The 26,454-nt window shown below is 37.8% G+C and carries 18 protein-coding genes; 10 read left to right on the top strand and 8 right to left on the bottom strand.

All coding sequences use genetic code 11. From position 1 onward, the window contains the following. Positions 1-282: 282 nt before the first annotated feature. From HYU69_09165 to HYU69_09155, 3 genes are read left to right on the top strand one after another with little or no spacing between them, the layout of a single operon-like run. Positions 283-6,588 (top strand): HAMP domain-containing protein, encoded by a 6,306-nt coding sequence (locus HYU69_09165; GenBank protein ID MBI2270509.1) that lies wholly within the window; start codon positions 283-285, stop codon positions 6,586-6,588. Between the two features lie 7 nt (positions 6,589-6,595). Further along, the gene (locus HYU69_09160; GenBank protein MBI2270508.1) at positions 6,596-7,900 is read left to right on the top strand and encodes a response regulator; all 1,305 of its coding nucleotides are present in this window, start codon (positions 6,596-6,598) and stop codon (positions 7,898-7,900) included. Continuing rightward, complete coding sequence (locus HYU69_09155; protein ID MBI2270507.1) at positions 7,848-8,297, top strand: response regulator; 450 nt, start codon at positions 7,848-7,850, stop codon at positions 8,295-8,297. Before HYU69_09160 ends, HYU69_09155 begins: the two co-directional genes overlap by 53 nt. Positions 8,298-8,508: 211 nt before the next feature. On the opposite strand, the gene HYU69_09150 is transcribed toward HYU69_09155, so the two are convergent. Continuing rightward, the gene (locus HYU69_09150; GenBank protein MBI2270506.1) at positions 8,509-8,886 is read right to left on the bottom strand and encodes a response regulator; all 378 of its coding nucleotides are present in this window, start codon (positions 8,884-8,886) and stop codon (positions 8,509-8,511) included. 125 nt (positions 8,887-9,011) lie between these two features. After that, positions 9,012-9,590 (bottom strand): ferritin-like domain-containing protein, encoded by a 579-nt coding sequence (locus tag HYU69_09145; GenBank protein ID MBI2270505.1) that lies wholly within the window; start codon positions 9,588-9,590, stop codon positions 9,012-9,014. Between the two features lie 768 nt (positions 9,591-10,358). Between HYU69_09145 and HYU69_09140 the strand changes: the two genes are divergently transcribed. The 3 genes from HYU69_09140 (at position 10,359) to HYU69_09130 (ending at position 12,352) form a co-directional block, all read left to right on the top strand. Beyond that, a complete protein-coding gene (locus HYU69_09140) occupies positions 10,359-10,838 on the top strand; it encodes a CBS domain-containing protein (GenBank protein MBI2270504.1) in 480 nt (159 codons plus the stop codon). A 43-nt stretch (positions 10,839-10,881) separates the two neighbouring features. Next, positions 10,882-11,343 (top strand): Hsp20/alpha crystallin family protein, encoded by a 462-nt coding sequence (locus tag HYU69_09135; protein ID MBI2270503.1) that lies wholly within the window; start codon positions 10,882-10,884, stop codon positions 11,341-11,343. Positions 11,344-11,440: 97 nt separating this feature from the next. Continuing rightward, complete coding sequence (locus HYU69_09130; protein ID MBI2270502.1) at positions 11,441-12,352, top strand: universal stress protein; 912 nt, start codon at positions 11,441-11,443, stop codon at positions 12,350-12,352. A gap of 96 nt (positions 12,353-12,448) precedes the next feature. Here HYU69_09130 and HYU69_09125 read toward each other — a convergent pair whose 3' ends face one another. The 5 genes from HYU69_09125 to HYU69_09105 all read right to left on the bottom strand — a co-directional run bounded on the left by HYU69_09125 (position 12,449) and on the right by HYU69_09105 (position 21,290). Next, positions 12,449-13,552 carry a response regulator gene (locus tag HYU69_09125; protein MBI2270501.1) on the bottom strand — a complete coding sequence of 368 codons (1,104 nt, stop codon included), beginning with the start codon at positions 13,550-13,552 and terminating at the stop codon, positions 12,449-12,451. 63 nt (positions 13,553-13,615) lie between these two features. Next, complete coding sequence (locus tag HYU69_09120) at positions 13,616-14,029, bottom strand: response regulator (GenBank protein MBI2270500.1); 414 nt, start codon at positions 14,027-14,029, stop codon at positions 13,616-13,618. A gap of 200 nt (positions 14,030-14,229) precedes the next feature. Beyond that, entirely contained in the window at positions 14,230-15,399 is a 1,170-nt protein-coding gene (locus tag HYU69_09115) for a PorP/SprF family type IX secretion system membrane protein (protein MBI2270499.1), read from the bottom strand. 1 nt (position 15,400) lies between these two features. Then, a complete protein-coding gene (locus HYU69_09110) occupies positions 15,401-19,432 on the bottom strand; it encodes a gliding motility-associated C-terminal domain-containing protein (protein ID MBI2270498.1) in 4,032 nt (1,343 codons plus the stop codon). Positions 19,433-19,478: 46 nt separating this feature from the next. Beyond that, complete coding sequence (locus HYU69_09105; GenBank protein MBI2270497.1) at positions 19,479-21,290, bottom strand: HAMP domain-containing protein; 1,812 nt, start codon at positions 21,288-21,290, stop codon at positions 19,479-19,481. A 958-nt stretch (positions 21,291-22,248) separates the two neighbouring features. Here HYU69_09105 and HYU69_09100 point away from each other — a divergent pair. The 4 genes from HYU69_09100 to HYU69_09085 all read left to right on the top strand — a co-directional run bounded on the left by HYU69_09100 (position 22,249) and on the right by HYU69_09085 (position 24,568). Continuing rightward, positions 22,249-22,491, top strand: a complete 243-nt coding sequence (locus tag HYU69_09100) for a hypothetical protein (protein MBI2270496.1) — start codon at positions 22,249-22,251, stop codon at positions 22,489-22,491. Further along, the gene (locus tag HYU69_09095) at positions 22,479-22,817 is read left to right on the top strand and encodes a hypothetical protein (protein ID MBI2270495.1); all 339 of its coding nucleotides are present in this window, start codon (positions 22,479-22,481) and stop codon (positions 22,815-22,817) included. Before HYU69_09100 ends, HYU69_09095 begins: the two co-directional genes overlap by 13 nt. Positions 22,818-23,317: 500 nt before the next feature. Further along, on the top strand, positions 23,318-24,211 hold the full coding sequence (locus HYU69_09090; GenBank protein ID MBI2270494.1) for a universal stress protein: 894 nt from the start codon (positions 23,318-23,320) through the stop codon (positions 24,209-24,211). Between the two features lie 201 nt (positions 24,212-24,412). Then, positions 24,413-24,568, top strand: a complete 156-nt coding sequence (locus tag HYU69_09085; GenBank protein MBI2270493.1) for a lmo0937 family membrane protein — start codon at positions 24,413-24,415, stop codon at positions 24,566-24,568. 10 nt (positions 24,569-24,578) lie between these two features. Here HYU69_09085 and HYU69_09080 read toward each other — a convergent pair whose 3' ends face one another. Then, the gene (locus tag HYU69_09080) at positions 24,579-26,027 is read right to left on the bottom strand and encodes a sigma-54-dependent Fis family transcriptional regulator (GenBank protein MBI2270492.1); all 1,449 of its coding nucleotides are present in this window, start codon (positions 26,025-26,027) and stop codon (positions 24,579-24,581) included. Between the last annotated feature and the right edge of the window lie 427 nt (positions 26,028-26,454).

Below are 26,454 nucleotides of genomic sequence, written 5' to 3'. Positions count from 1 at the left end.
GAATTGATACGTACGAAATAACATAAGTATTGTAATCGTTAGCCCATTTTTTACCGAAAGAGTGATAGTGCTTAACCGATAATAAAGCATGGTTTATCGAAAAAACTTTCTTTCTGTAAACAGTATTTGGTTCCTTTAATAATTCTGCTAGCTGAATTTCCGTTAATAATTATGAATAGTTGGATTGAGATATATTGAGGATTGAGATATATTGAGGATTGAGATATATTGAGAGTTGAGATATAAATAGCTGAATTGAGAAATTAAACTCCCTATAAATTTATGGAAACAGCAGCAGTAAAAAATAAAAACAAGAAGGTTGAGCCTCAGGAACAGGACTTGGTCGACAATAAATTGCTATTTCAAATTCTTTCTGAAGTTAAAAACGGCAATTTTTCAGTACGCATGCCTATTCACCAGGTTGGCCTTTCCGGTAAAATATACGATATATTAAACGATATTATCCGGCTAAACGAAAGGATGATAGCAGAATTTACAAAAGCCGGCAGTATTATTGGTAAACAGGGAAAACTTACAGAGCGCCTGGCAATTCCGAATGCACGGGGAGGCTGGGCCAGCGGGGTTGATTCCCTGAATACGCTGATTTCCGATCTCGTACATCCCACCATAGAAATTGCCAACGTTATTAGTTCAGTGGCAAAAGGAAATTTATCTGAACAAATGCCTCTTGAAATCGGAGGACAAATGTTGCAGGGCGAATTCCTCCGTATAGCGAAAGAAGTGAATGACATGGTAAAACAGCTGAATCTGTTTTCCATGGAAGTTACACGGGTGGCAAGGGAAGTCGGCTCTGAAGGCAAATTGGGCGGACAGGCTAAAGTAAAAGGCGTATCCGGTGTATGGAAAGACCTGACGGACTCAGTGAATCTTATGGGAAGTAACCTTACAGGACAAGTGCGTAACATTGCCGAGGTAACAACGGCATTGGCTAAAGGTGATTTATCAAAAAAAATAACAGTTGACGTTAAAGGAGAGATTCTTGAATTAAAGAATACTATTAACACAATGGTGGACCAGTTAAACTCCTTCTCATCAGAAGTAACACGTGTGGCACTTGAGGTAGGTACAGAAGGAAAACTTGGCGGACAGGCACAGGTAAAGGGTGTGGCCGGCACATGGAAAGATTTGACGGACTCGGTGAACCAGATGGCCGGAAATTTAACAGGTCAGGTACGTAACATTGCCGAAGTAACAACAGCTGTGGCGAAAGGAGATTTATCAAAAAAAATTACGGTAGATGTAAAAGGGGAAATTATCGAGTTAAAAGATACTATCAACACGATGGTGGATCAGCTGAATTCATTTGGTTCGGAGGTAACCCGCGTAGCGCGTGAGGTCGGTTCGGAGGGTCAGCTGGGTGGACAAGCCCAGGTAAAAGGAGTGGCCGGCACCTGGAAAGATTTAACGGATTCAGTAAACCAAATGGCGAGTAACCTCACCGGTCAGGTACGTAACATTGCCGAAGTAACAACGGCCGTGGCAAATGGCGACCTGTCAAGAAAAATAACAGTTGACGTTAAAGGAGAAATCCTGGAGTTAAAGAATGCAATCAATACAATGGTGGATCAGTTGAATTCCTTTGGCTCGGAAGTAACGCGTGTGGCACGCGAAGTAGGTTCGGAAGGAAAGTTGGGCGGACAGGCGACAGTAAAGGGCGTTGGTGGTGTGTGGAAAGATTTAACAGACTCGGTGAACCAAATGGCGAGTAACCTCACTTCACAGGTACGTAACATCGCCGAGGTAACAACAGCGGTTGCGAATGGTGACTTATCGAAAAAAATAACGGTAGACGTACAGGGTGAAATTCTCGAGTTGAAAAAAACCATTAACACGATGGTGGATCAGCTCAACTCATTCTCTTCCGAAGTAACACGTGTTGCGTTGGAAGTGGGTACTGAAGGGATGCTTGGCGGGCAAGCCAAAGTAAAAGGTGTTGGAGGTACATGGAAAGATTTAACGGATTCGGTGAACCAGATGGCAAGTAACCTTACCGGGCAAGTGCGTAACATTGCCGAGGTAACAACAGCGGTGGCGAAAGGCGACTTGTCCCGTAAAATCACTGTGGATGTAAAGGGAGAAATACTTGAATTAAAAGATACAATTAATACCATGGTTGACCAGCTGAACTCCTTCGGTTCGGAAGTAACACGTGTAGCCCGTGAGGTCGGTTCCGAAGGTAAGCTCGGCGGTCAGGCACAGGTAACCGGCGTTGCGGGTACATGGAAAGATTTAACAGACTCGGTGAACCAAATGGCGGGTAATCTTACAGCCCAGGTGCGTAATGTGGCTGAAGTAACAACAGCGGTGGCGAGAGGAGACTTATCACGCAAAATTACTGTTGACGTTAAAGGAGAAATTCTTGAGTTAAAAAACACGATCAATACAATGGTGGATCAGCTGAACTCATTCGGATCCGAGGTAACACGTGTGGCGCGTGAAGTGGGTTCTGAAGGCAAGCTCGGCGGACAGGCCGATGTGCCGGGTGTAGGCGGAACCTGGAAAGATTTAACAGAATCTGTAAATAAAATGGCAAGTAACCTCACCGGCCAGGTACGTAACATTGCGGAAGTAACAACAGCCGTGGCAAACGGTGATTTGTCAAGAAAAATTGAGGTCGACGTAAAGGGTGAAATTCTTGAATTAAAAAACACCATCAATTCGATGGTGGATCAGCTGCGGGGGTTTGTTTCCGAAGTAACGCGTGTTGCGCGTGAGGTTGGAACTGAAGGAAAGCTGGGAGGACAAGCAAACGTACCGGGTGTTGCCGGTACCTGGAAGGATTTAACAGACTCCGTGAACCAAATGGCCGGTAACCTTACAGCGCAGGTGCGAAATATCGCGGATGTTGCGATCGCGGTTGCAAACGGTGACATGTCAAAAAAAATTACAGTGGATGTACGCGGGGAGATCCTCCAATTAAAAGAAACACTTAACACGATGGTGGATCAGTTACGTGCTTTCGCGTCAGAAGTAACGCGTGTAGCCCGTGAAGTGGGAACAGACGGCAAACTCGGCGGACAGGCATTTGTACCGGGTGTTGCGGGAACCTGGAAAGATTTAACCGACTCGGTGAACCAGATGACAGGGAACTTAACATCCCAGGTACGTAACATTGCTGAGGTAACAAAAGCAGTAGCCAGCGGCGACTTATCCAAAAAAGTAACCATTGATGTTAAAGGAGAGATATTGGATCTGAAAAATACGATCAATACAATGGTGGATCAGCTGAACTCATTCACATCCGAGGTAACCCGGGTTGCACGTGAGGTAGGTACGGAAGGAATACTTGGCGGACAATCAACCGTACAGGGTGTTGCCGGAACCTGGAAGGATCTGACTGACTCCGTAAATATGATGGCCTCGAACCTGACGAGCCAGGTTCGTGGTATTGCTAAAGTTGTGACATCGGTGGCGACAGGAAACTTAAAGCAAAAACTATCTATTAATGCAAAGGGTGAAGTTGCCCAGTTAACAGAAACGATAAATGAAATGATTGATACGCTCGCGGTATTTGCTGACCAGGTAACTACGGTGGCACGTGAGGTAGGTGTTGACGGAAAATTAGGCGGACAGGCAAACGTACCCGGAACATCCGGTATCTGGAAAAATTTAACGGAGAACGTAAACCAATTAGCCGAAAACTTAACAACACAGGTGAGAGCGATCTCCGAGGTGGCTTCCGCGGTAACAAAAGGAGATTTAACACGAACTATAAGCGTAGATGCGAAGGGCGAGGTGGAGGCCCTGAAAGACACAATCAACCAGATGATCGCGAACTTAAAGCAAACCACACTTCGTAACCAGGAACAGGATTGGCTGAAATCCAACCTTGCAAAATTCACCCAAATGCTTCAGGGGCAAAAAGATCTGAATACGGTTACAAAACGTATACTTTCTGAACTTGCCCAGGTGGTATCAATTAATTTCGGGGCCTTTTATATATTTCAGGAGGATTCAAAACTGAAATTATTTACTGCTTATGCATACAAATCAAGTAAAGATATTCCAACAGAATTTGCATTAGGAGAGGGCCTTGTAGGCCAATGTGCATTGGAAAAAGAAAGAATTCTCATTTCCCATGCGCCTGAAGATTATATCAAGATCAGTTCAAGCCTTGGTGAATCCAAGCCTTCCAACCTGATTGTTCTTCCCGTATTGTTTGAAACAAAAGTAAAAGCCGTAATTGAGCTGGCTTCCTTCGAACATTTCAGTGAAACCCACCTGGACTTCCTTGAGCAATTGACAGAAAGTATTGGTATTGTATTGAACACTATCGAAACAAATACAAAGACCCAGGAACTTCTCGCACAATCCCAGTCGCTTGCCGGTGAATTGAAAACACAGCAAGAAGAGTTAAGAAGAACCAATGAAGAACTTGAAGACAAGGCTCTCCTGTTGGTTAAACAAAAGGACGAGCTGGAGCAAAAAAATAAAGAAATTGAGGATACAAGTAAATCACTAGAGGAAAAGGCGGAACAATTGCAATTAACGTCCAAATATAAATCTGAATTCCTTGCAAATATGTCGCATGAGTTAAGAACACCGCTTAATAGCTTGTTGATCCTGGCACAACAACTATTTGAGAATCACGAGGGTAATTTAACTGAAAAACAAATCGGGTTTGCTAAAACGATCCATTCTTGTGGCGATGACCTTATCCAGCTGATCAACGACATTCTCGACCTATCAAAGATCGAATCCGGATTTATTTCAACTGATTTCGCTCCCATTCGTTTTACAGAGATCAGTGGATTTGTCGAATCTACATTCAAACATATATCCGAGGCCAAGAATCTGAAATTTGCCATCGAAATAGATAAGAATATGCCTGAAAGGATTGAAACCGACGTTCAGCGTTTGAACCAGATCCTGAAAAACTTATTGTCGAATGCATTTAAATTCACGGAAAAAGGAGAAGTTAAACTCAGAATATACAAAGCGAATAAAAACTGGAAGACAAGAAATCCTAATCTTGATGCCGCATCCTCAGTAATTGCCTTTGCCATTACTGATACGGGAATCGGCATCTCAAAAGACAAACAAAATATTATTTTCGAGGCATTTCAACAGGCGGAAGGTTCTACCAGCCGTAAATACGGCGGAACAGGGCTTGGTTTATCAATTAGTCGCGGCCTTGCAGATTTATTGGGCGGAGCAATTGAATTGGAAAGTCACCTGGAGCAGGGAAGTACATTCACGCTCTTTCTGCCGATCGACTATGTTCCCGAACAAAAAGCAAATACAATAACAAAGTCTAATAATTCCGAGGAATTTAAGCTCGATCAATTATCCGGAACCACTGTAACAGCAAAAGGTGAAATAAAAGACCTGGAGTTTATAAACGAAATGATCAATGAAAGCGGTGATGATAGAAGTAACATCCAGGCAAGCGACAAGGTTATCCTGATAGTTGAAGATGACATCAGGTTTTCCAGGATTATGATCGAGAAAGCTCACACGAGAGGATTAAAAGCCCTGGTAGCGACAAATTACGGTGAAGTTTTTGAATTTGCCACCAAACACAAACCTTTGGCTGTAACACTAGATATAAAACTGCCGGATACAAGCGGGTGGAAGATACTTGATCTGTTTAAAAATGATCTCAACTTACGTCATATACCCATTCATTTAATTTCAGGTGAAGAAAACCGGTCGTTAGCTATAAAACGGGGAGCAAAAGGTTTTTTATTAAAACCACTTGATAATAAAATTATTGACCACTTATTTAAAAAAATTATTGATTACAATAGCAAGAAAGTAAAAAGTCTGCTATTGGTTGAAGATAATGAGCTTGATTCGTCCAATATAATCAAGATGCTTGAGAACAATAATATTAAAATAACATTATCGCGCACAGGAAATGCGGCAATGAAGCTTTTAAAGAAAAAAACGTTCGATTGTGTGATACTTGATTATACACTTCCGGATACTACAGCAATGGAATTGCTTAGAATAATTGACCAGAAGCATTCTGAAGAGATCACCCCGGTTATAGTTTATTCCGCCAAGGAATTTACCGAACAGGAAAATGCTCAGCTGAAACAAATGGCAAACAGCATCATGTTAAAAGACGTCAACTCACTTGAGCGTTTACTTGAAGAATCCATGATGCACCTGCATATGGAACATAAGGAGTTGCAACCGGCCAAACGTAAGATCATTGAAAATATTAAACTGAAAGAAGATGTTCTTACAAATAAAAATGTCCTGGTGGTTGATGATGATGTAAGAAATCTTTTTGCGCTGACTACTGCTTTCGAAAGATATAAAATGAATGTAATAACTGCCGAGAGCGGCCAGGAAGCAATAAGTTTTTTGAATGGACAGGATAACATTGATATAATCCTGATGGATATAATGATGCCCGAAATGGATGGCTATGAAACCACTCAGAAAATAAGAAGAGAAGCTAAAAATAATAGTCTGCCTATCATAGCAGTGACCGCAAAAGCGATGAAAGGTGACAGGCAAAAATGTATTGAAGCCGGAGCTTCTGATTACATTACCAAACCGGTAAAGGTTGACCAGCTTTTATCCCTAATGCGCTTATGGCTTTACAGAAAATAAATAACACATGTCTGGCATAAAAATTTTATTGGTAGATGACCGGGAAGATAATTTACTTTCAATAGAAACTATCTTGGCATCGGATGGGTATGAGTTTATCAAGGCAAATTCAGGCCGGCAGGCTTTAAAGATCCTGCTCAAGGACCAGAATTTTAACTTAGTGTTGATGGACGTTAAGATGCCCGGCCTTTCCGGGTTTGAGACCGCTTCTTTAATATATGAAAGAGATAAACTCAAACATATTCCAATTATATTTATTACTGCGTATAGTTATAGTGACGACAAGGTTTACGAAGGATATAAAACAGGAGCTGTGGATTATATTTATAAACCGATCAATCCACAATTGTTAAAAGCCAAAGTGGCTGTTTTTATTGACCTCTATAAAAAGACTCATCAGCTTATGATTCAGGAGCAAAGTTTAAAGTCTATAAATAAAGACCTTGCTGATGAGATACGTGTGCGGAAGTTTTCAGAAAACCAGGTTAACCAGCTAAACATACAATTGATTGAAAACATAGAAAACCTTGAAAATGCCAATACAGAACTTGCACGATTTGCATACGTGGCTTCACATGATCTGCAAGAACCTCTTCGGAAAATCCGGACGTATGGAGACCTACTGAAGAATAAATACACCTCTGTTATAGATGAGGAAGGACAATATTATATAAATAGAATACAAAAGGGAGCAGAACGTTTGCAAAACCTTATCAAGGATATTCTGTCTTACTCCAGACTAACAATCGACAGCGCTTCTCTTGTTAAATCTGATCTGAACATTATTATTCAGGAGATACTGGTCGATCTTGAAATGATAATAGAAGAAACTAATGCGAAAATTAACATTTGTGAATTACCTGATTTATATGTAAACCCGGGACAGATCAGGCAATTATTCCAGAATATTATTGGAAATGCATTAAAATTTTTACGCCCCAATACCGATCCTGAAATAAACATTACGTATGATATTAGCAGTAAAATGGTCCAGACTGAAGATAAAGCCAATGTTGTCCCTCAATTATATTGTAATATCTATATAAAGGATAATGGTATTGGGTTTGACGATTCCTATTCAGAACAAATATTTACTTTGTTTAAACGACTGAATGATAGTGCCGTATTCGAAGGGACAGGAATCGGACTGGCTATCTGCAAAAAAATTGTTGAGCAACACAAAGGATTTATTAGTGCAAAAGGAAAGCTCAATGAAGGATCAATATTTACGATCTCTCTTCCAATAAATCAAACTCCATATGAAATCAATGCTCAAAAGTCAAATACTGAAAATTCTTATAGCAGAAGATGATCCTGACGACAGACAATTGCTTGCACTTGCTTTTAAAGAGGCAAAATTGATGCACCGAGTTGATTTTGTTACAAATGGAGAACAGTTAATGGAATATCTCATGCCATTGGCAATGAATGAAAAAAGAGATCAGGTTCCGGATCTGATTTTATTAGATCTTAATATGCCCAAGAAAGATGGCAGAGCTGCTTTGGGGGAAATAAGATCAAACCCATATCTCAACAAATTGAATATTATTATTTTCTCCACCTCCATTTCTAAGGAGGATTATTTATTTGTATACCGCCTGGGAGTATTAAATTGTATTACCAAACCTTGTGGATTTAATGAATTGGTAGAAATAGTAAAAAATATTTGCAGGCAAATTAATCCCATAATTTCTGAAAATAAAATTTGAAACAATTCCTTTACGGGATCTAATCCAATCCCTTAATGACATTTTCAACTATTTCATTAGATCATACCGAATTAGATTATTATATACAATTTCAAAAAATATATATGGGAAAAACCTGCCCGGCAGACAGGCTTTGATGGCCAAAATCCGATTGCCACTAAAGCACAAAAGCACTAAAACCCACAAAAAAATTTATTCGATATAAACTCTATTAAGCAATGGTTTTTTTCAATCTTTCAGCAACAGTTTTTAACAAATCTTCCTCGGTAAATGGTTTTGTAATGTAATCATCTGCTCCTAAATCTATTCCTTTTCTCAAATCTGATTTCTCGGACTTGGCAGTTATAAAAACGAAGGGAATTCTACTTCCCTCCGGCGTATTTTCTAATGTGCGTAATACATCATAACCATCCACTTCCCGCATAACAATATCGCACAGTATCAGGTTGGGCTTATATTTACTGGCCGATTCCAAACCCTGCTTGCCATTATTGGCTATAATGGTATTGTAACCTGCTATTTCCAAAAGTTCAGCGGTATTTTCACGTAAATCTGTGTTATCTTCTATAATAAGAATCGTTTCTTTCATTTTCAACGTTTTCGAATCAGAGGATAGTTTCAAATATATTTCACATAATGTATGGGTACTTAAATTAACTATTGGGTACCCAAAAAAAAATATTCATGAATTCCGGATTGTTATACAAATCTTTTTTAGTCTTGATCAGCGACTTCAAAATAAATTGAGAATTCAGCTACCCGGGATAATTTTTTATCACTCTCAATCTCTTCATTCAATATTTCAGTAAGTAATGTAGAAGCCTTTTCTTCACCTAATATATTTGCGAATGCACATAACGTTCCATAAGTTGCTATACTATAGTGTCCTGCCTTCTGAATGGCTGAAATAATTCCAGCATCACGTACATATCCCCTTTGGGTACTTTCCACAATTTCCCTGGCCTCTTTAATCAAAGCGATCATCGCTTCACATTTTTTTAGCTGGGCACTCACACCAATCAATGCGAAAACTTCTTCTACCCGCGTTATATGGTCTTTTGTTAAGGATAAACGCTCCGCAAGGGCCTTTGCTAATTCATCGGAAGTCGTTTCGTTGATCATTCCAGGTATAGCATTCGATAAGGCCTTTTCAGCCCAGTAAATATCCTTTAATTCATTAATAAATAACTCACCTAAGGCCGAATCTATAACCTCGCTTTCTTCTAAGGACTCTTCCTTTTTGCTTTTTTTAGCCAAACGATTTGTTGCTCTGGAATTTGTGTTTGTTTTCATTTTTAGCTTTTTTATATGGTTAATAAATTCACATCACAGTTATTCAAGAAAGATACCAAAGCCTTATTCCGATAACAATCATCGTTACATAGCCAATACTGAATCACTTTGTGTAAAAATTATCCCATTATGTGGAACAATGTGCCAAAACCGGGAAGTAATTATCCTTCAGGAAACAGCAAATAACCATTATAAATAATTCAGAGATGTATCCTAACGGCAGATTTTAACATTTGCTCCAGCCGACCAAACAAATAAGTAGAAGCCACAACAATCCTGATGTACAATAAGTATTTTATTCCCTATAGTGAGGCCGCCCTTGCTCAACTATAATCGGAAAAAGAACCGGTTATCCATATAGGCGGGGAAATTAAGAGAGGTTTTCATTTTGGTATTGTTCTTGAATGATCATAGTATAATTTTTCTACCAAGATTCCATCCCTACGGGATTTTAATAGCTCCGTTAGGAGCGAAATCTTGGTAGAAAATTAAAACCCAATGATGCGAAGCCCCATCGGGGCGACATAACATTTATTTTATATGAAATTTAAACAGTCTCTTAATAATCGACAACATGAAAACAAAAAATCTAATCTCGGTACTGGCTTTTTTAATAGGAACAACTATTGCAACTTAGGTCAGAAGTACAATAACAAGACAGAAACAAAAGTTACAGAAGACAGCAGATACAAAAGCTGAAAAACAAAAACAGCAAACCAGTTCCGGATAAAATACCGAGAAAGTATAAACAATAAAAAATAAAAAAACATGAAAACAATTCAAGAAATTATGGTTAAATCACCAAAGTATTGCGATAAAAACGAAACAGTGCAGTCCGCAATAGAACGGTTGTCGAATGCTAATATTGGCTCATTACCGGTGTTGGATGAAAATAAGAAGGTTGTTGGCATGGTCACCGATCGTGATATTTGCCTGTCGCTTGGAAAAGATAGTAAAAAGAGTGCTTCCGAAATTAAAATCCAGGATATTATAAAGAATAAAGAAGTACATACCTGCCTGCCCGATGACAACATACAAACCGCTTTAAAAATAATGAGAACCAAGCAAGTAGGCAGAGTTCCGGTTGTAGACAAAGACCGGAACCTGAAAGGCATTGTTACCCTCGGTCATATTTTAAATGAAACGCGCGGAAGCAATGAAGAAGCCCAGATACAATATGCCGGAGAAGAGAACATCATTAAAACATTGCACGCCATTTCTGATCGTAAAACAGAAGCCATTTTTTGAAGTTTACATCCTAAATAATATTTTAACAAAAAATTTATTTATAATGACACTCATAATTAAAAAGAACGGAATACCCTTTCCATCATTACTCACCGATATTTTCGAAACAGATAGGTTTTTGGGGCCAGGATTTCTTGACACAAGCGCAGGACCTATTGCCGGGGACTTCTTTTATAAAACTCCATATGCAAACATCATTGAAAGAGAAAAGGATTATCTGATTGAACTTGCAGCTCCGGGATTGAGCAAGGGAGATTTTAAAGTGGAACTGGATGACAATACAATTTGCATCAGCACCGAAAACAAGGAGAACAAGGAGAAAAAGGATACAGGTTACAGGTGCCGGGAATTTTCATACGAAAACTTTTCACGTTCATTCCGGTTACCGGAAAACAGTAAAGCTGAGAAAATTGAAGCTAAATATGAAGACGGCATTTTAAAAATTGAAATCCCCAAAAAGGAGATAACTGTTTCAAAACCTAAAAAGGAAATTCCGATTTCCTGATTAGGGATAGAGAGCAGCCCCGTAAGGCTGCTCTTGCTTTTTACCCATAATTTTTTATTATTATCAACAAACTACAAAACATATGCTTTAACTAAAGATGGATGAGAATTTTAAGATCCTGCTCGCAACCGACTATTCAAATGAAGCAATCGATGCTGAATATTATGCGGTGCTTTTTGCAAAATTTACCAGCTCACAGTTAGAGGTGCTTCATGTATATCCTCCCTCCTTTTCATCAATCATAGATTCATTCAACTTCGAAAAAACTGATGCTAACCCGGTGGAATATGAGTTGACAAAACTTATTGATCATGTTGATGGACTTCTTGCCACTTTAAATATAACGCCGGATGAACTGCAATACAGCTGTGTTGTTCGTGAAGGAAAAATAATAAATCAGATCCGCGGGGAAATAAGCGAAATAAAGGCTGATCTTATTATAATTGGCACACGCAACAGTAATAGTTTCAGAGAATTATTGTTGGGCAGCCACACCTGGGACATGATAAAAAGGTCAAACGTGCCGGTGCTTGTGGTGCCAAAAGGCACCCTGTTTAATGAAATACAAACGGTTATTTTCGCTACTGAATGTCATGAAGAAGATATCACCGCACTTGATTTCCTTGTTGAATTTACAAAAGAATTTAATGCAAACATTATCGTTCTTAATATTACCAATTATGTGTTATCCGGAAAATTTGAAAAAGTCCTGTTTGAAAAATTTTCAGAGACATTAAAAAAAAGGATGTCATATAAAAAATCAAATATGCAAATGGCGCATTACGACAATATTATTGAAGGACTCAATGATTTTTGCATACGGAGCAATGCGAGTTGGCTCGCCATGCCGGTTGGAAAAAAACCATTGATTAAAAAAGCATTCGATCCTATTGCAAACACTACCCGAAAAATGAGTTTTCATACCCGTCTTCCCCTGCTTGCAATTCCCCTGGCAGATAACGCAAAAAATGCAGAAAAAATCTATGAAGAAATAGCGGAGAATAATTAAGGACATACGTCAAGTTTCCATTTATTTTTTTCGCAAGGACACCAGGACCGCAAAGTCTTTAATTAGATGCTTATCCGGAAATTTTAAAAGAGAGGATTATTTTTCAGGAATCATTTTATGAGCGTCTCTTTTAGAAAGATCAATGATATCCTTTATTTCAAGAAGCAATTTAACTCCTGATTTCTTAATAACATCAATATAGGCTACCTGATCTTCATTTAAATTGGTTTTGAGTAATGTATCTGCAAGATTGATAATGCTATTCATAGAAGTTTGTATTTCATGACTCATATCAGCTATAAATTTCTCCTTCATTCTTACAGTTTCTTCCAGTTGCTTTTGCATACTCATTAATTTACGAAGTGTTTCATTTACTTTTTGGAAGGAATCTTCCGCCACATACTTTGCAATAACCAATTCTTTTTCCATTTGCTTCCTCACTGTGATATCAGAATCGATAACAATAATTCTTTCTATTTCGCCATTTTGATTCAATGCAGGTGTAAGTGTACTTACTATCCAATAAGGTGTTCCTTCCTTAGTATAATTTTGAGCCTCATATGTTACTGATGTTTTATCTTTTTGAAGCGTTTCATATTGGATATTTCCGGGAGTAAGGCCTGTAGACTCGCCCTTTCTTAATATTTCACCATACGTTCCTTTTACCTCTTCAAGTGTATAATGTGAGAGTCTTGTAAAACCTTCATTTACCCATTCGATCCGGCCACCGGGATTGGCAATAATAATGGCATTGTCTGTTTTGCTCGCTATCCATGAAAGTTTATCTATTTTTTGTTCTGCCAATTTTAATTCTTCCTCCGCTTTTTTATGCTTAATAGCATTGTCCAGTGTTACAGGCAAAAAACGAAGATAATTCCTGTCAATGTCTTTAATAAGATAGTCATAAGCACCTGTTTTAATGGCTCTGACAGCTATTTGTTCATTTCCGGCCCCTGTAACAAAAATTATAGGAATATCTTTTACGAGATTTAAAATATCAAATCCGGTTCCATCCCCAAGAAGGTAATCCGTAATAATAGCTTCAAACTTAAAGTCAGATATCAGCCTTTTCGCTTCCGTTATAGATTCCACAATTCTATATTCATATTGCAGGTTTTCGTTTTGTACGAACCTTTTAAAAGCCATACGGTCAATGGGATCGTCTTCCACTAACAATATTTTATATTCACTATTAATCATTATCAGGTTGTATAAAGAGCAATTAAACTTATTTCGGCTTCTGTTTCGGAGTTTCCTGAAAAATTAATTTAACATTTCGCTAAACGTCCAATAGGTATCAATAGCTGCTATTATTTTCAAAAAATCCTTGTAATTAAGTGGTTTTACCATATATCCGGCTACTCCCAATCTAAAACATTCGAGCTTGTCCTTTTCTTCATTCGAGGTGGTAAATATTACCACAGGAATAGTTTTTAAGTCTTTATCTTTTTTTAAAACATTCAGAAACTCAATCCCATTCATTCTTGGCATATTCAGATCTAAGAAAATAATTCCTGGTCTCTGAGATTTATTTAATTGCAGGTATTCAAGCGCCTCCTCTCCCTCAGTTACTTTTTTAATAGAATTTTCAACTTTTATCTCACTAAATGCCCTTTCGACAGTCATGGCATCCACTTGATCATCTTCTATCAGAAGAATTGTTTTACCGGGTCTCATCTTTGTCGGTTTTTCGTCTCCTAAACAATCTTTTAGCTATTTTTACCCCAATTTTAATTCAATAAGGCTGACAAATTCCTATACAACTTGATCAAATAAGTAAGTTTACGAAGTTTACAAGAATATAATGGATTAAGGTTCATATTTCGATAAACGGGTAATAATACTCGGTAAAATTGGTAAGTAATAATCAGAACATGTTATTCTCCCATCATTGATATAATAAGCTTTAATTTATCTTCAAGTAACTGGAGGCGTACCTTAAGTGCAGTAATAGTATCATTCGTATCTGTTTTCAGTTTATCTGACCCCAATTGCATCATTTCAATTTCCTGTGTCGTTTTTTCAATATCCGATTTTAAGTTATCTATTTGCATTTTAAGTTGTTTGTTTTCTTCTTCACTCTGTTTTAGCTTGATTTCAAACGCTGAAATTGCTGCTTCCTGCTTTTTAATTTTTGCATCAGCTGAATCCTTTTCTACGCCTCCAATAATATAACTTAACATAACCTGATTAGATATCCCGGCACATGAACTCAATGGATTTGTAATAATATCATAAGCATACCCAAACCTGAAATTATTGTGAATTCGAATAGCGGCACTTACTCCAATTGCATAACTACTCTTGTAATTTAAATTAAACCACAGCATTTCCTTCCAGCTTATACCGGCATTTATATCATATTGAACAGGCGCGCCAGGAGTAGCGCGAACCATTATCAGGGGTGCAAACCGAACACTTTTATCGTCACCTATGTTAAAAACATATTTTACACTTGTTAAAAAATGCCGCGAAAGATTGTAATAGCTGCGTGCGTTATTGTCGGAGTATTCTATTGAATTTCCCATCAGTTGAGGAATTGTTAATCCCACCTGAAGTTTTTTCAATAAATAAGTAAATCCGATATTGCCATCCGCCGCATATTTTTGCTGATTTTGATTCAGCAGATAAGGATCTGTATAATCTTTCACGATCACTTTCGAAAAATCAATCCGGCTGTTGAGAACACCCAATGATATTCCCATTAACAGCTTATTATTTTCATTAATATTTAATTTATAAGAATATGAAATGTATGCGCCAATTTTATTTGAAATATCTGTAACATCGCTGAATAAATTAAGCCCCAGCCCCGCATTTTTGTGTTTTACCGGGCCTTCAATTGTCAAAATACTTGTAACAGGTGCGCCCTGTATGTCGTTCCATTGGATACAATGCGAGAGGAAGGCATTTACATGATTATCCGACCCGGCCATGGAAGGATTATACAAATAGGGATTAAGATAATAAAAGTTATACAATGGAACCTGCTGACCATATAGTTTGTTAATCAAAACAAAAAACAATACAAATAATGTTTTTTTCATTTTATTGTTCTTTTAAAATTGTAATTGTTCCTTTAAAAAGCTGGTCGTGACCAACAAAATTCAAAACATAATAATAGGCCCCGTCAGGAAGATAACTCCCGTTATATCTGCCATCCCAATTATTTATATAGTTAAATGAATGGTATACCTGCTGACCATACCTGTTAAATATAGTCACCTCATTGTTTGTATAATTTTCAATGTTTTCAATATACCATGTATCATTTTTACCATCTCCATTTGGCGTTACCATGTTTGACGCAATTATTTTGTAATCCGCAACTACATATATAGTAACTGAATCTGTATTTGCGCAGCCATTATTATCAATAGCCGTGAGTGAGTATGTTGTTGTTGAAAGAGGCAAAACAGATGGATTGGCAACCGTATGGTCGTCAATCCCTTCAGGCGGGCTCCATGAATAGTATAGTCCGCCTGTACCATTCAAATTAATAGTGCTTCCTAAACTTATGGTCATATTTTTTCCGGCATCTATTGCAGGCAGCGGAAATACATTAATACTTACAGAATCAGAATTTGAACAACCTGTTAAAGGCTGCGTAACTTTTACCGCATAGGTGCCTGAAGAAACAGCACTTATCGTTTGATTAGAAGATCCTGTATTCCAACTGTAAGTCAAACCGGAAGGGGCCGATAAAATAACCTGGCCGCCGGAACAAAATTGTTTAGGTCCCGAAGTGCCTATGTTAGCAGCAGGAGGTGTATTAACTTTAACATTTACAGCGGAGGTATCTCTGCATCCTTTATCACTGTTGATAGTTAATATTACTTTATAAATCCCTCCATTAATATACTCATGTGTTGGATTTGCCACGATGGAAGTCGTATTATCTCCAAAATCCCATTGGTAACTTTGAACAACACTTCCATTGGCATTTGAAGTATTTGTAAATAAAGTATTCTGGCCCAGGCATGTGACAGATGCATTAAAGCTTGCTGTCGGCCGTGGGTCCACAACTATTACCGCGTTCGAGGAAGTATCTGCCGGACAAATACCGCTCTTCGCGATCACACGATAAAAAGTAGTTGCAGTCAAATTGCTATAGTTTTGATTGGGGCCGGAATTGCTTATAGCATTCCAGCTGGCCCCTCCATCAGACGAAGACTGCCAATCAAGCATCCCTGTATAATTTACAACCTGGAGCATACCATTGTTTATATCGCTACAGACAGACGCGCTGTTAATAATATTTCCGGCAGTCGATTTAGGATTAACAGTGATTACCACATCCGATGAGTTGACCGCGTTGCATACACCACTCTGTACAACAGCATGAAACAAAGTGGTAGCGCTGAGGTTAAAATAACTTTGCGTACCGGTTGTATTAGAGAGTCTGACCCAACTGCCTCCGCCATCAATTGAATATTCCCAGCGGATTACACTTCCGGTTTGCCCGCTTAATTTTATCAGCCCACTGTTTGAATTACTGCAAACAGTGGTGTCCGATGAGGCTGTTCCTCCTACAGAATAAGGACTGGCATCAACGCCGATACGGGCTTCCGCCGAATTTTCCTCAGAGCAAATTCCATTTTTAACAACCGCCCGGTACCAGGTGGTATTTACAAGATTAGAATAATGCAGCGTGTCGGAAGTGTTAGCGATAGTTTCCCATGTTGCTCCGCCATTAGTTGACGACTCCCATTTTAATATTTTACCGACAAAACTGGATAGCCTCAATGTGCCAGAATTGGAACCGCTGCAAACAATTGTATTATTTTCAACAATACCACCAACAGTAGCGGGAAGTACTTTAATTGTAACTCCATTTGAAGTTTTAACACTGCACATCCCGCTTTTGACAATAGCTCTGTACATTGTTGTGACAGTAAGATTATTATATTTTTGTACCGGAGTAGTATTGGGTATTGCCACCCAGCTTCCCCCGCCATCAATGGAATACTCCCAATTCAAAATGTTTCCTGTATAACCGCTTAATCTCAAACTATCGCTACTTAATGAAGCACAAACCGAATCACTTTTCGAAACTGTTCCCGCTACTGTCACGGAATCAATTGAAATAATTGCCACCGCTGTTGTATCCGATTTGCAAACTCCGCTTTGAACAATTACCCTGTACCATGAAGTTTTGAGCAAATTATTATACATGCAGGATGTATTGGCTTTATTCGTATCAATCCATGTTGAACCCGAATTGGATGAATATTGCCACTTTAATACATTACCAACATGCCCGTTTAATTGAAGGACTCCATTATTCGGGGTACCACAAAAAGTCGCAGCTCCCGAAATCGTTCCTTTAACAGTAGCTGGATCAACTGCAATTACAGCGGCGGAAGAGCTTACCACAGGACACACCCCATTTTTAACCAGAGCACGATATTGCGTAGTAGTGATTAGGTTTGCATATTGGTAAGCAGCGGAAGTATTCCCTAAATTACTCCATGTTTTTCCGGAATCAGTCGAAAATTGCCATCCGGAAATACTGCCTAAGTATCCACTAAGAGTAAGTGTTCCACCATTGGAACCCGAACAAACAACCTGGTTTGAGCTGACAACGCCCGCTTTTACAGAATCAACGGTCAGAATTGCAATATCCGATGTGTCGGAAAAACAGGTGCCACTTTTTACAATAACCCTGTAGTATCTTGTTGCAGGTATATTCGTATAACTCAGCGTTGGATTTGTATATATAATATCTGTCCAGCTGGCCCCTGTGTCAGCTGCAGATTGCCATTTTACGATATTTCCGGTGTAACCGTTTAATAAAAGAGTGCCATTGTTGGAATTACTGCATACGGTCGTGCTTCCTGATATATTTCCTCCTACCGAGGAAGGAGATGGATTCACGGTAACTGTGGCAATAGAGGAATAGGCTGAAGGGCAGATTCCACTTTGAACAAGAGCTCTGTAACTGGTTGTATTTGTAAGATTAGAATAATTCTGGGTAACCGTAGTGTTAGAAACAGACATCCATGTTGATCCTCCATCAGTTGAAAATTCCCAACTTAAAATAGCTCCAACATGACCAGTGAGCTCCAGTGTTCCACCATTAATGCCACTGCAAACCATGGTACTCCCGGAAACAGTTCCTCCCACAGTTGCCGAATCAACGTTTATAACGGCAATACTTGAGCTTTTTGGAGGGCATACTCCATTTTGTATAATAGCCTTATATCGCCGGGTTTGGGTCAGGTTGGAATATGTTTGAGTAGTTCCGGTGTTAGCAATCGTACTCCAGGTTATACCTCCATCGGAAGAAAAACTCCACATGGATACAGTTCCCGTAAAACCAGACAAGGTTAGTGTTCCATTATTAGCAGAACTGCAAACAACTGTACTTCCGCCTATACTTCCACCAACGGGAGGTACATCAATTTTGATCGTGGCATCAGACGAAAAGGCGATAGGGCAGATACCATTTTGTACTACGGCCCGGTACTGGGTTTTAACAGTAAGGTTGTTATAATTCTGAGTACTATCTGTATTAGCAATACCGGTCCATGACGTTCCTCCGTCTGTTGAAGACTCCCATCGTATCACATTGCCATTATGTCCTTTTAATGTTAGCATTCCTTTGTTAGAAGGACTGCAAACCGTTGAATCCACCCAAACACTCCCCCCGATGGAAGCAGCATATGAAATGACGATAATTGTAAGTGTATCATTTAGAGAATTTACATCAGCGGTGAGCGATGTATATGCCTTTATGCTAAATGACCCCGGTGATGAAAGATTTGCTTTTGTAGAAAAAGAATAGGTAAGCGTGTCGCCGGGCATTATAGTGTTCGCAGGTACATTTTCTGTAACCGGGGAACCGTTATTGATCATATATGATACATTAAAGGGTACTTTAAGTGAATCACCATAATTACATATTTTAACAGAAACAGTTTCACTTGCTGTCAACATACACCCTGAAATAGGAGACGTACTCCCGGTAATTCCCACATCCGGTTGTGCAGAAACAATATTGAGAATCAGTAAAATATTAAAAAGTGCAATTGCCCTTTTAATTTGGAAGAAATTCTTAAAATTTATTTTTATGAGCATAACGGAATAATTTTTATTTATTGAAACGGCTTACAGATTGTTAATTTTATTTGACAATTGTAAAATAGAAAGTGCTACCCTTGCCTATTTCCGATTCCACCCATATTTTCCCGCCGGCATTTTCAATAATCTTTTTTACAATTGTCAACCCAATACCCGTACTTTCTTTTTCATCAATTGGTCTCAATGTTTGAAACATCTGAAATATTTTCTCAAAATATTTTTCTTCTATTCCAGGCCCGTTATCAGACACACTGAAAACATACTGATCCCTTTCTTCTTTGCATTTAACATTAATGATTCCTTTAGGCTTGTCCATATACTTTACAGCATTTTCTATCAGGTTCAGAAATACCTGCTGAATGCGAACTCTCTGGCAGGAAAGTGTCGGGAACCCGTCAAGTATATTTATTTCAATATTATCCGGCTTGTTTATCAATTGCAGTGTATCAATTAAAAGCTGCCGGATGTCAATTATCTCCTTTTCCTCCTCTTGTCTTCCAATCCGGGAATATTTAAGAATCCCATCGATCAAATCCTGCATGCGTTTTACCCGGTCCTTTAAAAGATGCAGCTGGTCAATTCCGTTTTGATCCAGCTTGTCTATATAATCAGTTACCACCCAATCAGAAATAGTGCTGATGGCCCTGAGCGGGGCCTTGAGATCATGGGAAACGACATATGCGAAATCATTTAATTCATTATTAGACTTCTCAAGTTTCAGAAGCAGCTTTGCCTGTTGTTGTTTAATACGATCCAGTTCATCGATCATCAGATTAAATGAGCGGCCAAGAATCCCCAATTCATCTTCAGATGCAACACGTACTTTTTGTGAAAAATCTCCCTTGGCAACCAGGTTAGTAATCTGTACAAGTTGTTTTAAAGGCCTGCTGATATGGCGGGCAAAAATGACCGACATAATACTTCCAAACAGAAGTCCTGCAATAAGTATTATTGTTATAACGCTCATGGAATTACGCGAAGCATCTAATGCATCTTCCTTCGCCTTTATAAGGTTTCTTTGAGCAAGAATTAGAATTTGTCTTTCTAATAATACCACCAGTTGTTTTTGAGTCAACTCAAACTGTAAAAGACTTTCTTCTTTAATCAATTCAACATTCATTATTGCCTTTGATAACTCAACGGTTTCATTAAATTTATTTCGGGCAGTGGCAAGCAATTGCTGCTTTCTGTCCGAATGAGTATAACGCATGTATGAACCAAAATTAGTTCTGAAATCCTTCTGATTTTGAATAATTCCATCTTTGAATCTCTCCTGGTGAGTCCTTAAATAGTTTTCAAGGTTCCGGTTTATATGATTAGCATTTACCTGCATTTTAAGGGCAGCTTTCAGCTTCCTGTATTTATTAAGATCCAGTTTTTTTATAGAATCCTGTATTTTTTCTTCCAGGAATCTGTTTAATTCCGCGAGATTTCCCTGGAGCATTTCTATTTTTTCGCTTTGCTGATTTTCCATACTTATAAGCACTTTCGAAAGATGGATAAATTCCGAATGCGACTTTTCTACTTCCTGACCCAGTTTTTTGATCTTGGGAGTTTGCAATATTTCCCGGTAATTATTTTGAAAAATATTAAAATCCTTTTCTTCTTTTTCTATAGTTACTAAAAGTGTTGTGTCGTGCTCATGCAAATACCTGAGTACTGCAAAACTGGTCCCAACTATATTTATCTCCATTTGGTATGCCGTAACACTTGTATTATGATCTATATCAGCAATCTGTTTTATTTTATCATTTACATACCTGGTTTGAAAAAAAGCCATTAATCCCACTACGAGCGTGAGTATCAGCAAAATTCCAATTACAAATGCCAATTTAATACTGATACTTTTTTTCATTTGGGTTAAAGCAAAACACCTTTAAAATATAAAAAGAGGTTTTAACGAAAGGCTGATTTTCGATAAACCATATAAATTCTTAGTTGAAATGGCAGTAATACGTAGCACTACAAATTTCGCATCCAGGCTACCTTCTCTTTGGAGAAAGTAGGATGAGGTGCAAAAGGTAAATTTGTCAGGCATCCTGTCTGCCGATGCACAAGTTCTCGTGATACCAAGTGATAACAGGCTGGTTTTTCGCAAACTCATGTAGCCCTCTGGTATACTTTATTTTAAAGTGAAACAAAATATTTTGTTCTTCTTTAATCAGGAAAAAAATATACACATATTACATTTTGGGTCATTATTCTTTAATAGAGTTTATATCGAATAAGCTTTTTTGTGGGTTTTAGTGTTTTTGTGCTTTAGTGGCAATTGAATTTTAGCCACCAAAGCACGAAAGCTCTAAATTTTCCCCCATATATTTTTTGAAATTGTATATAATAATCTAATTCGAATCTCTAATGGGAAAAATATTTCTCACATATTTTAATTAATTCCTCATTCATTTGATTCCATTATTCTCAATCCATTAGTAATTAATAATATAACTATTGGCATAATAATTACATATACTTCTACGATTAACTGTTTAGGGAAGATTTCAAAATCATGAAGATTTCAAAATCAATAGAAATCTGAAAAAATTAGAAATAAGCCCTCACAACATGGATCGGTTAATATGGGCTCTTAGCCAGCCGACCCAGGGAAAACAGGAAATCAAACCCAGCCTCCTGTCAAAAGGAGGCTTTGGTTTTAAAGAGCAATGAGAAAAGCAGTAATACCGATGTGATATCTGTAATGATCCAATTGCATTGGCCCAAACAGCTATCCGATCGGTATTATACCAAATACTGATTGGACTATATATAAATCAATTTGGTATAAAATAAATTTTCAATCAGGCAAAGAGCTCCAAATGAAAAAAAAGAAAAGAAATTCACAAAAAAAATCAAATAACCCGGCTCCCAACGACCCTGAAAAATATATTCCGGCAAAGCCCTATCCAAACCCCGATCCAACAAGGCCGTTGCCGGGAGGTAACGAACCCGAAAAAATTGACCCCACCCGTATTGATGAACCATTGCCGGGTGACAAAGTATTAGCTAAACCTAAATCCAAACTCAAACTCAAAAAAATAAAATTAAAATGGAAGTTATAACTACAATTCTAAAATTTGCGCAGGTAAAAGCATTTTTGGCAGTATTTATTTTTGTCACAATATTTTTGATTTCAACGGATAAATCCCGATCGCAGGGACCGTATGAAGGAATAGTAAAAAAAGCAGATAATTATTATACAAAAATGAATAATTCAGACAAAGATTTATATGCCTGCCTGCTTGATGAAAAACTAAAGGTTATTCATGATAGTACTATCGTGGGAGAAGTTAAGTTGTTTTTTGCTGACAGCGTCACTCTGAATGGTCAGTTGAAACCTTATCCAGAAGGTGCATTTGCCGGGGATGCAGCCTCCGCATTTTACTGATGTGAGATCACTTTTAAGTTATCCGGAAAATCGGTGCCGGCAACATTTGATAACCTGGCTCAAATTGCCAAAAAAAACAGAAATCATGATACGGAAACCGGCACCAGATGAAATAGTCATCGCGCCAAAAGGCGTGACAGACTGAACCTGAATAATTCCATTATAAGAATCTATACAAACTAAACCACTGGAAGTCCATAGGTTGTGATAAAGAAAGAATGAAATACTTAAAAATGCGCTGTTGTTCTCGTGTAATACAGATGCTATATATAATTTAATCCAATTAGAAACTGTATTCTCCTTTCGATCGGCATACCTGCACACCGAAGTGTTTTGATTCACAGATGTGAAGCCCTGGGTAACAAAAAAATTACATAGAAAAAAAGGAAGTTTCACAGAGAGTTACAGAGAAAAAAAATGTTTTTAGAAACTGGAAGTCTTGACAACATATTTAAACACAAGGATAAGCGGTTAACGATTAAATCTTAAAACATATACTCATGAACTCAACTATCAAAAAAATTCTTGTTCCGGTTGATTTTACGGAAACATCTGATATCGCTTCTTCAAAAGCAATAGAAATAGCAAAACATATAAAAGCAGATATTTTTCTGCTGCATGTAGTAGAATTTAACGGATATTATTTTTCCGTGGTCCCGGAAATGAAAACTATCGTCCCACCCATTAAAACTATTGAAGTAGAAGTAAAGAAAAAAATGGACGGGATAAGATATAATATCGAAAAGAAATCCGGTGTAATATGTAAAGTATTTGTCAGTACCGGCAATATCTGTGATGAAATAATTGATTTTTCAAAAAAAAAGGGTATTGATCTTATTGTAATGGGAACACATGGTGCGTCAGGTTATAAAGAACTGTTCATTGGAAGTAATGCACAACGCGTGGTTACGCTTTCCAATATTCCTGTACTCACAATGCAAAAGAATGGGAAAACATCAGATTTCAAAAATATCCTTATACCAATTGACGATTCATTACATAGCAGGGAAAAAATAAATATGGCTATGGTTATCGCACATATATTTAATGCTAAAATTCATCTTCTCGGACTTCCTAACTCAAAAGAAACCAAAGCGCTTGATAGGTTTAATGTTAAAATAGAATCTGTAAAAAAAATTATTAATTCTGAAAAGTTATCATCAAAAATTACAATTACCCATGGAGATAATATTGCCAAAGCAGCATTAAGCTATTCCAAAAGAAATAAATGTGACCTTATCGTGATAAATACCGGTCATGAATCAAAAATATCAGGCATTTTTCTCAATGGATTTGCGCAACAGATCGTAAATCATGCGAAGCCGCCGGTATTAAGTATTAAGCATACGGAAGGTCATTTTGCAATCACAACACCGGGGTATGGAATTGATTGATTAAGAAACGGTGCATGACAAATTCGCTACTGTATTTAACGCTCGTTTCGACAAGCTCAACGAATATTAAGGTACCTTGAATCTGGCGAAGGGTGCCGTGCTATAAATTCACATCCGATTATCAGAAACAATATAGAACAACAATAGGCTGGCATAATAATTGGCCATATAAATAACTATTAACCTTTAAATCATTCAATCATGAATAGCTTACTTTATTCAGTTGCAATAATAGCAATCATTGCGTGGGCAATTGGTTTTTTTGCTTATGGCGCAGGTGGATTAATAAATTTCCTGTTAGTAATTGCCCTAATTGCGATACTATTAAGGATAATAAAGGGAAGAGATCCGGTTTAATTCCTTTGCTTTAGCCGCTATTTATTAAATTAAAATTTTTGACCTTGTTGTATAAGGTTTTCCTGTCAATATTTAACAGCAGAGCCGCTTTGGATCTGTTGTAATTTACTTTACGCAAAACTTCCAGTATTTTTTCATACTCCGCATTTAATGCAGCCGACTTCAATTCGGGAAATTTTTTTGGTGTGGTATTTTGCTGATCGCTTTTCTTCTCCTCGGCTACCGGGTTAAATTTTGTACGAAATATAATTTCCGGTGGAAGCACTTCAAGAGTGATCATGCTCTTATTGCTTAGTAAGGCAGCTCTTTTTATAACATTATTCAACTCCCGCAAATTACCGGGCCAATTATATTCTAGCAGAACTTTTTTAACTTCAGGGACAAAGCCTTCAATGTTTTTTCCGAGTTCAATATTTACATTTTTAAGAAAGAAATCGGCAAAAATTAAAATATCATCATTCCGTTCACGCAAGGGCGAAAGATCAATTGAAAATTCATTAAGCCTGTGATATAGATCTTCCCTGAACTTTCCGCTTGCTGTTGCTACATTCAGCTTCTCATTGGAAGCCGCAATAATTCTGACATCTACATTTGTTTCCCGGGATGAACCCAATCTTTTTATTTTTCGTTCCTGGATGACACGCAATAAAGAAATTTGTATTTCATATGAAAGATTTGCTATCTCATCTAAAAAAATAGTGCCCTCATTTGCCAATTCAAATTGCCCTATTTTTAATTGTAATGCTCCGGTAAAAGCTCCCTTTTCATGCCCGAACAGATCGCTTCCGGCAAGCTCTTTTGTTAATGCACCGCAATCAACGGCGACAAAAGGTTTATCCTTACGTAAGCTTGAATTATGTATACTGGCCGCGATAGATTCTTTTCCTGTACCACTTTCACCGTATATAATCACGGAATAATTAGTTGGAGCAACTAACTCAACCTGGGCCTCCAGCTTTTTAGCTTCCTTACTCCTTCCAACAATATAACTTTTGGTATTGGCCGAAACCAGGATTCCACTGCTTTGCTGTATAAGCTTGTCGGATTTCGGATGTTTACCATCTTCTGAAACATCTATTTTTTGCTCATTAATATTTTTTTTCAGAGCCAGTGCCCTATCCATCATCAACACAATTTCTTCAGGTAAAAGAGGCTTAGTTACATACTCAAAGGCTCCCATTTTAATAATATCCACAGCGGTTTTTATATCGGAATAGGCTGTGATAATAATTACCTGGATAGCAGAATTAATTTCCTTTATTTTCTGCAGCATCTCTTTCCCATCTGTATCCGGAAGACGATAATCACAGAAAACAATATCAACCATATTGGTTTTTAAGTTATCAATAGCTTTTTTACCTGTAGTAAAAAAACAGGCATCATGACCTTTTTTTTTCAAAAAATGATCCAATACCTGACATATCATAATGTCATCATCTACAATAAGAATCTTAGCCATTTTTGTTTTTTTTAATAGTTATTAGAGTTTATATCGAATAAGGATTTTTGGTGGGCTTTTGTGTTTTGGTGCTTTAGTGGCAAATGGATTTTCGCCACCAAAGCCTGTCTACCGACAGGCAGGCATGAAAGCTCAAAATATTTACCAAATGTTTTTCTGAAAATTCCATATAATATTCGTATTCGGTATAATCTCTATTGAATCTTTTATATTAACGGTATCAATTAAGGAAGCTATGTTAGTTTGTTGTAATAATTCCTGAAATACGGTAATATTTTCCTCAGTTAACATTTTTTTCGTTAAACCAAATGTTCTGATAGTTGAAATTGAAATTATATGATTTGAATTATGCCACTGCTACTTGAGTTTAAGGAAATTCGGAGGTGGTATTTACTGTTCTAAGCCAAACCTGCCTGCCGGTCAGGCA

This window comes from Bacteroidota bacterium, from assembly GCA_016183775.1.
Lineage (GTDB): Bacteria > Bacteroidota > Bacteroidia > JABDFU01 > JABDFU01 > JABDFU01.
This window is presented reverse-complemented; position numbering and strand designations above follow the sequence as displayed.

Coding starts and splice junctions, on each gene's coding strand:
- HYU69_09165 (MBI2270509.1), top strand. CDS start 283: ATGGAAACAGCAGCAGTAAAAAATAAAAACAAGAAGGTTGAGCCTCAG.
- HYU69_09160 (MBI2270508.1), top strand. CDS start 6,596: ATGTCTGGCATAAAAATTTTATTGGTAGATGACCGGGAAGATAATTTA.
- HYU69_09155 (MBI2270507.1), top strand. CDS start 7,848: ATGAAATCAATGCTCAAAAGTCAAATACTGAAAATTCTTATAGCAGAA.
- HYU69_09150 (MBI2270506.1), bottom strand. CDS start 8,886: ATGAAAGAAACGATTCTTATTATAGAAGATAACACAGATTTACGTGAA.
- HYU69_09145 (MBI2270505.1), bottom strand. CDS start 9,590: ATGAAAACAAACACAAATTCCAGAGCAACAAATCGTTTGGCTAAAAAA.
- HYU69_09140 (MBI2270504.1), top strand. CDS start 10,359: ATGAAAACAATTCAAGAAATTATGGTTAAATCACCAAAGTATTGCGAT.
- HYU69_09135 (MBI2270503.1), top strand. CDS start 10,882: ATGACACTCATAATTAAAAAGAACGGAATACCCTTTCCATCATTACTC.
- HYU69_09130 (MBI2270502.1), top strand. CDS start 11,441: ATGGATGAGAATTTTAAGATCCTGCTCGCAACCGACTATTCAAATGAA.
- HYU69_09125 (MBI2270501.1), bottom strand. CDS start 13,552: ATGATTAATAGTGAATATAAAATATTGTTAGTGGAAGACGATCCCATT.
- HYU69_09120 (MBI2270500.1), bottom strand. CDS start 14,029: ATGAGACCCGGTAAAACAATTCTTCTGATAGAAGATGATCAAGTGGAT.
- HYU69_09115 (MBI2270499.1), bottom strand. CDS start 15,399: ATGAAAAAAACATTATTTGTATTGTTTTTTGTTTTGATTAACAAACTA.
- HYU69_09110 (MBI2270498.1), bottom strand. CDS start 19,432: ATGCTCATAAAAATAAATTTTAAGAATTTCTTCCAAATTAAAAGGGCA.
- HYU69_09105 (MBI2270497.1), bottom strand. CDS start 21,290: ATGAAAAAAAGTATCAGTATTAAATTGGCATTTGTAATTGGAATTTTG.
- HYU69_09100 (MBI2270496.1), top strand. CDS start 22,249: ATGAAAAAAAAGAAAAGAAATTCACAAAAAAAATCAAATAACCCGGCT.
- HYU69_09095 (MBI2270495.1), top strand. CDS start 22,479: ATGGAAGTTATAACTACAATTCTAAAATTTGCGCAGGTAAAAGCATTT.
- HYU69_09090 (MBI2270494.1), top strand. CDS start 23,318: ATGAACTCAACTATCAAAAAAATTCTTGTTCCGGTTGATTTTACGGAA.
- HYU69_09085 (MBI2270493.1), top strand. CDS start 24,413: ATGAATAGCTTACTTTATTCAGTTGCAATAATAGCAATCATTGCGTGG.
- HYU69_09080 (MBI2270492.1), bottom strand. CDS start 26,027: ATGGCTAAGATTCTTATTGTAGATGATGACATTATGATATGTCAGGTA.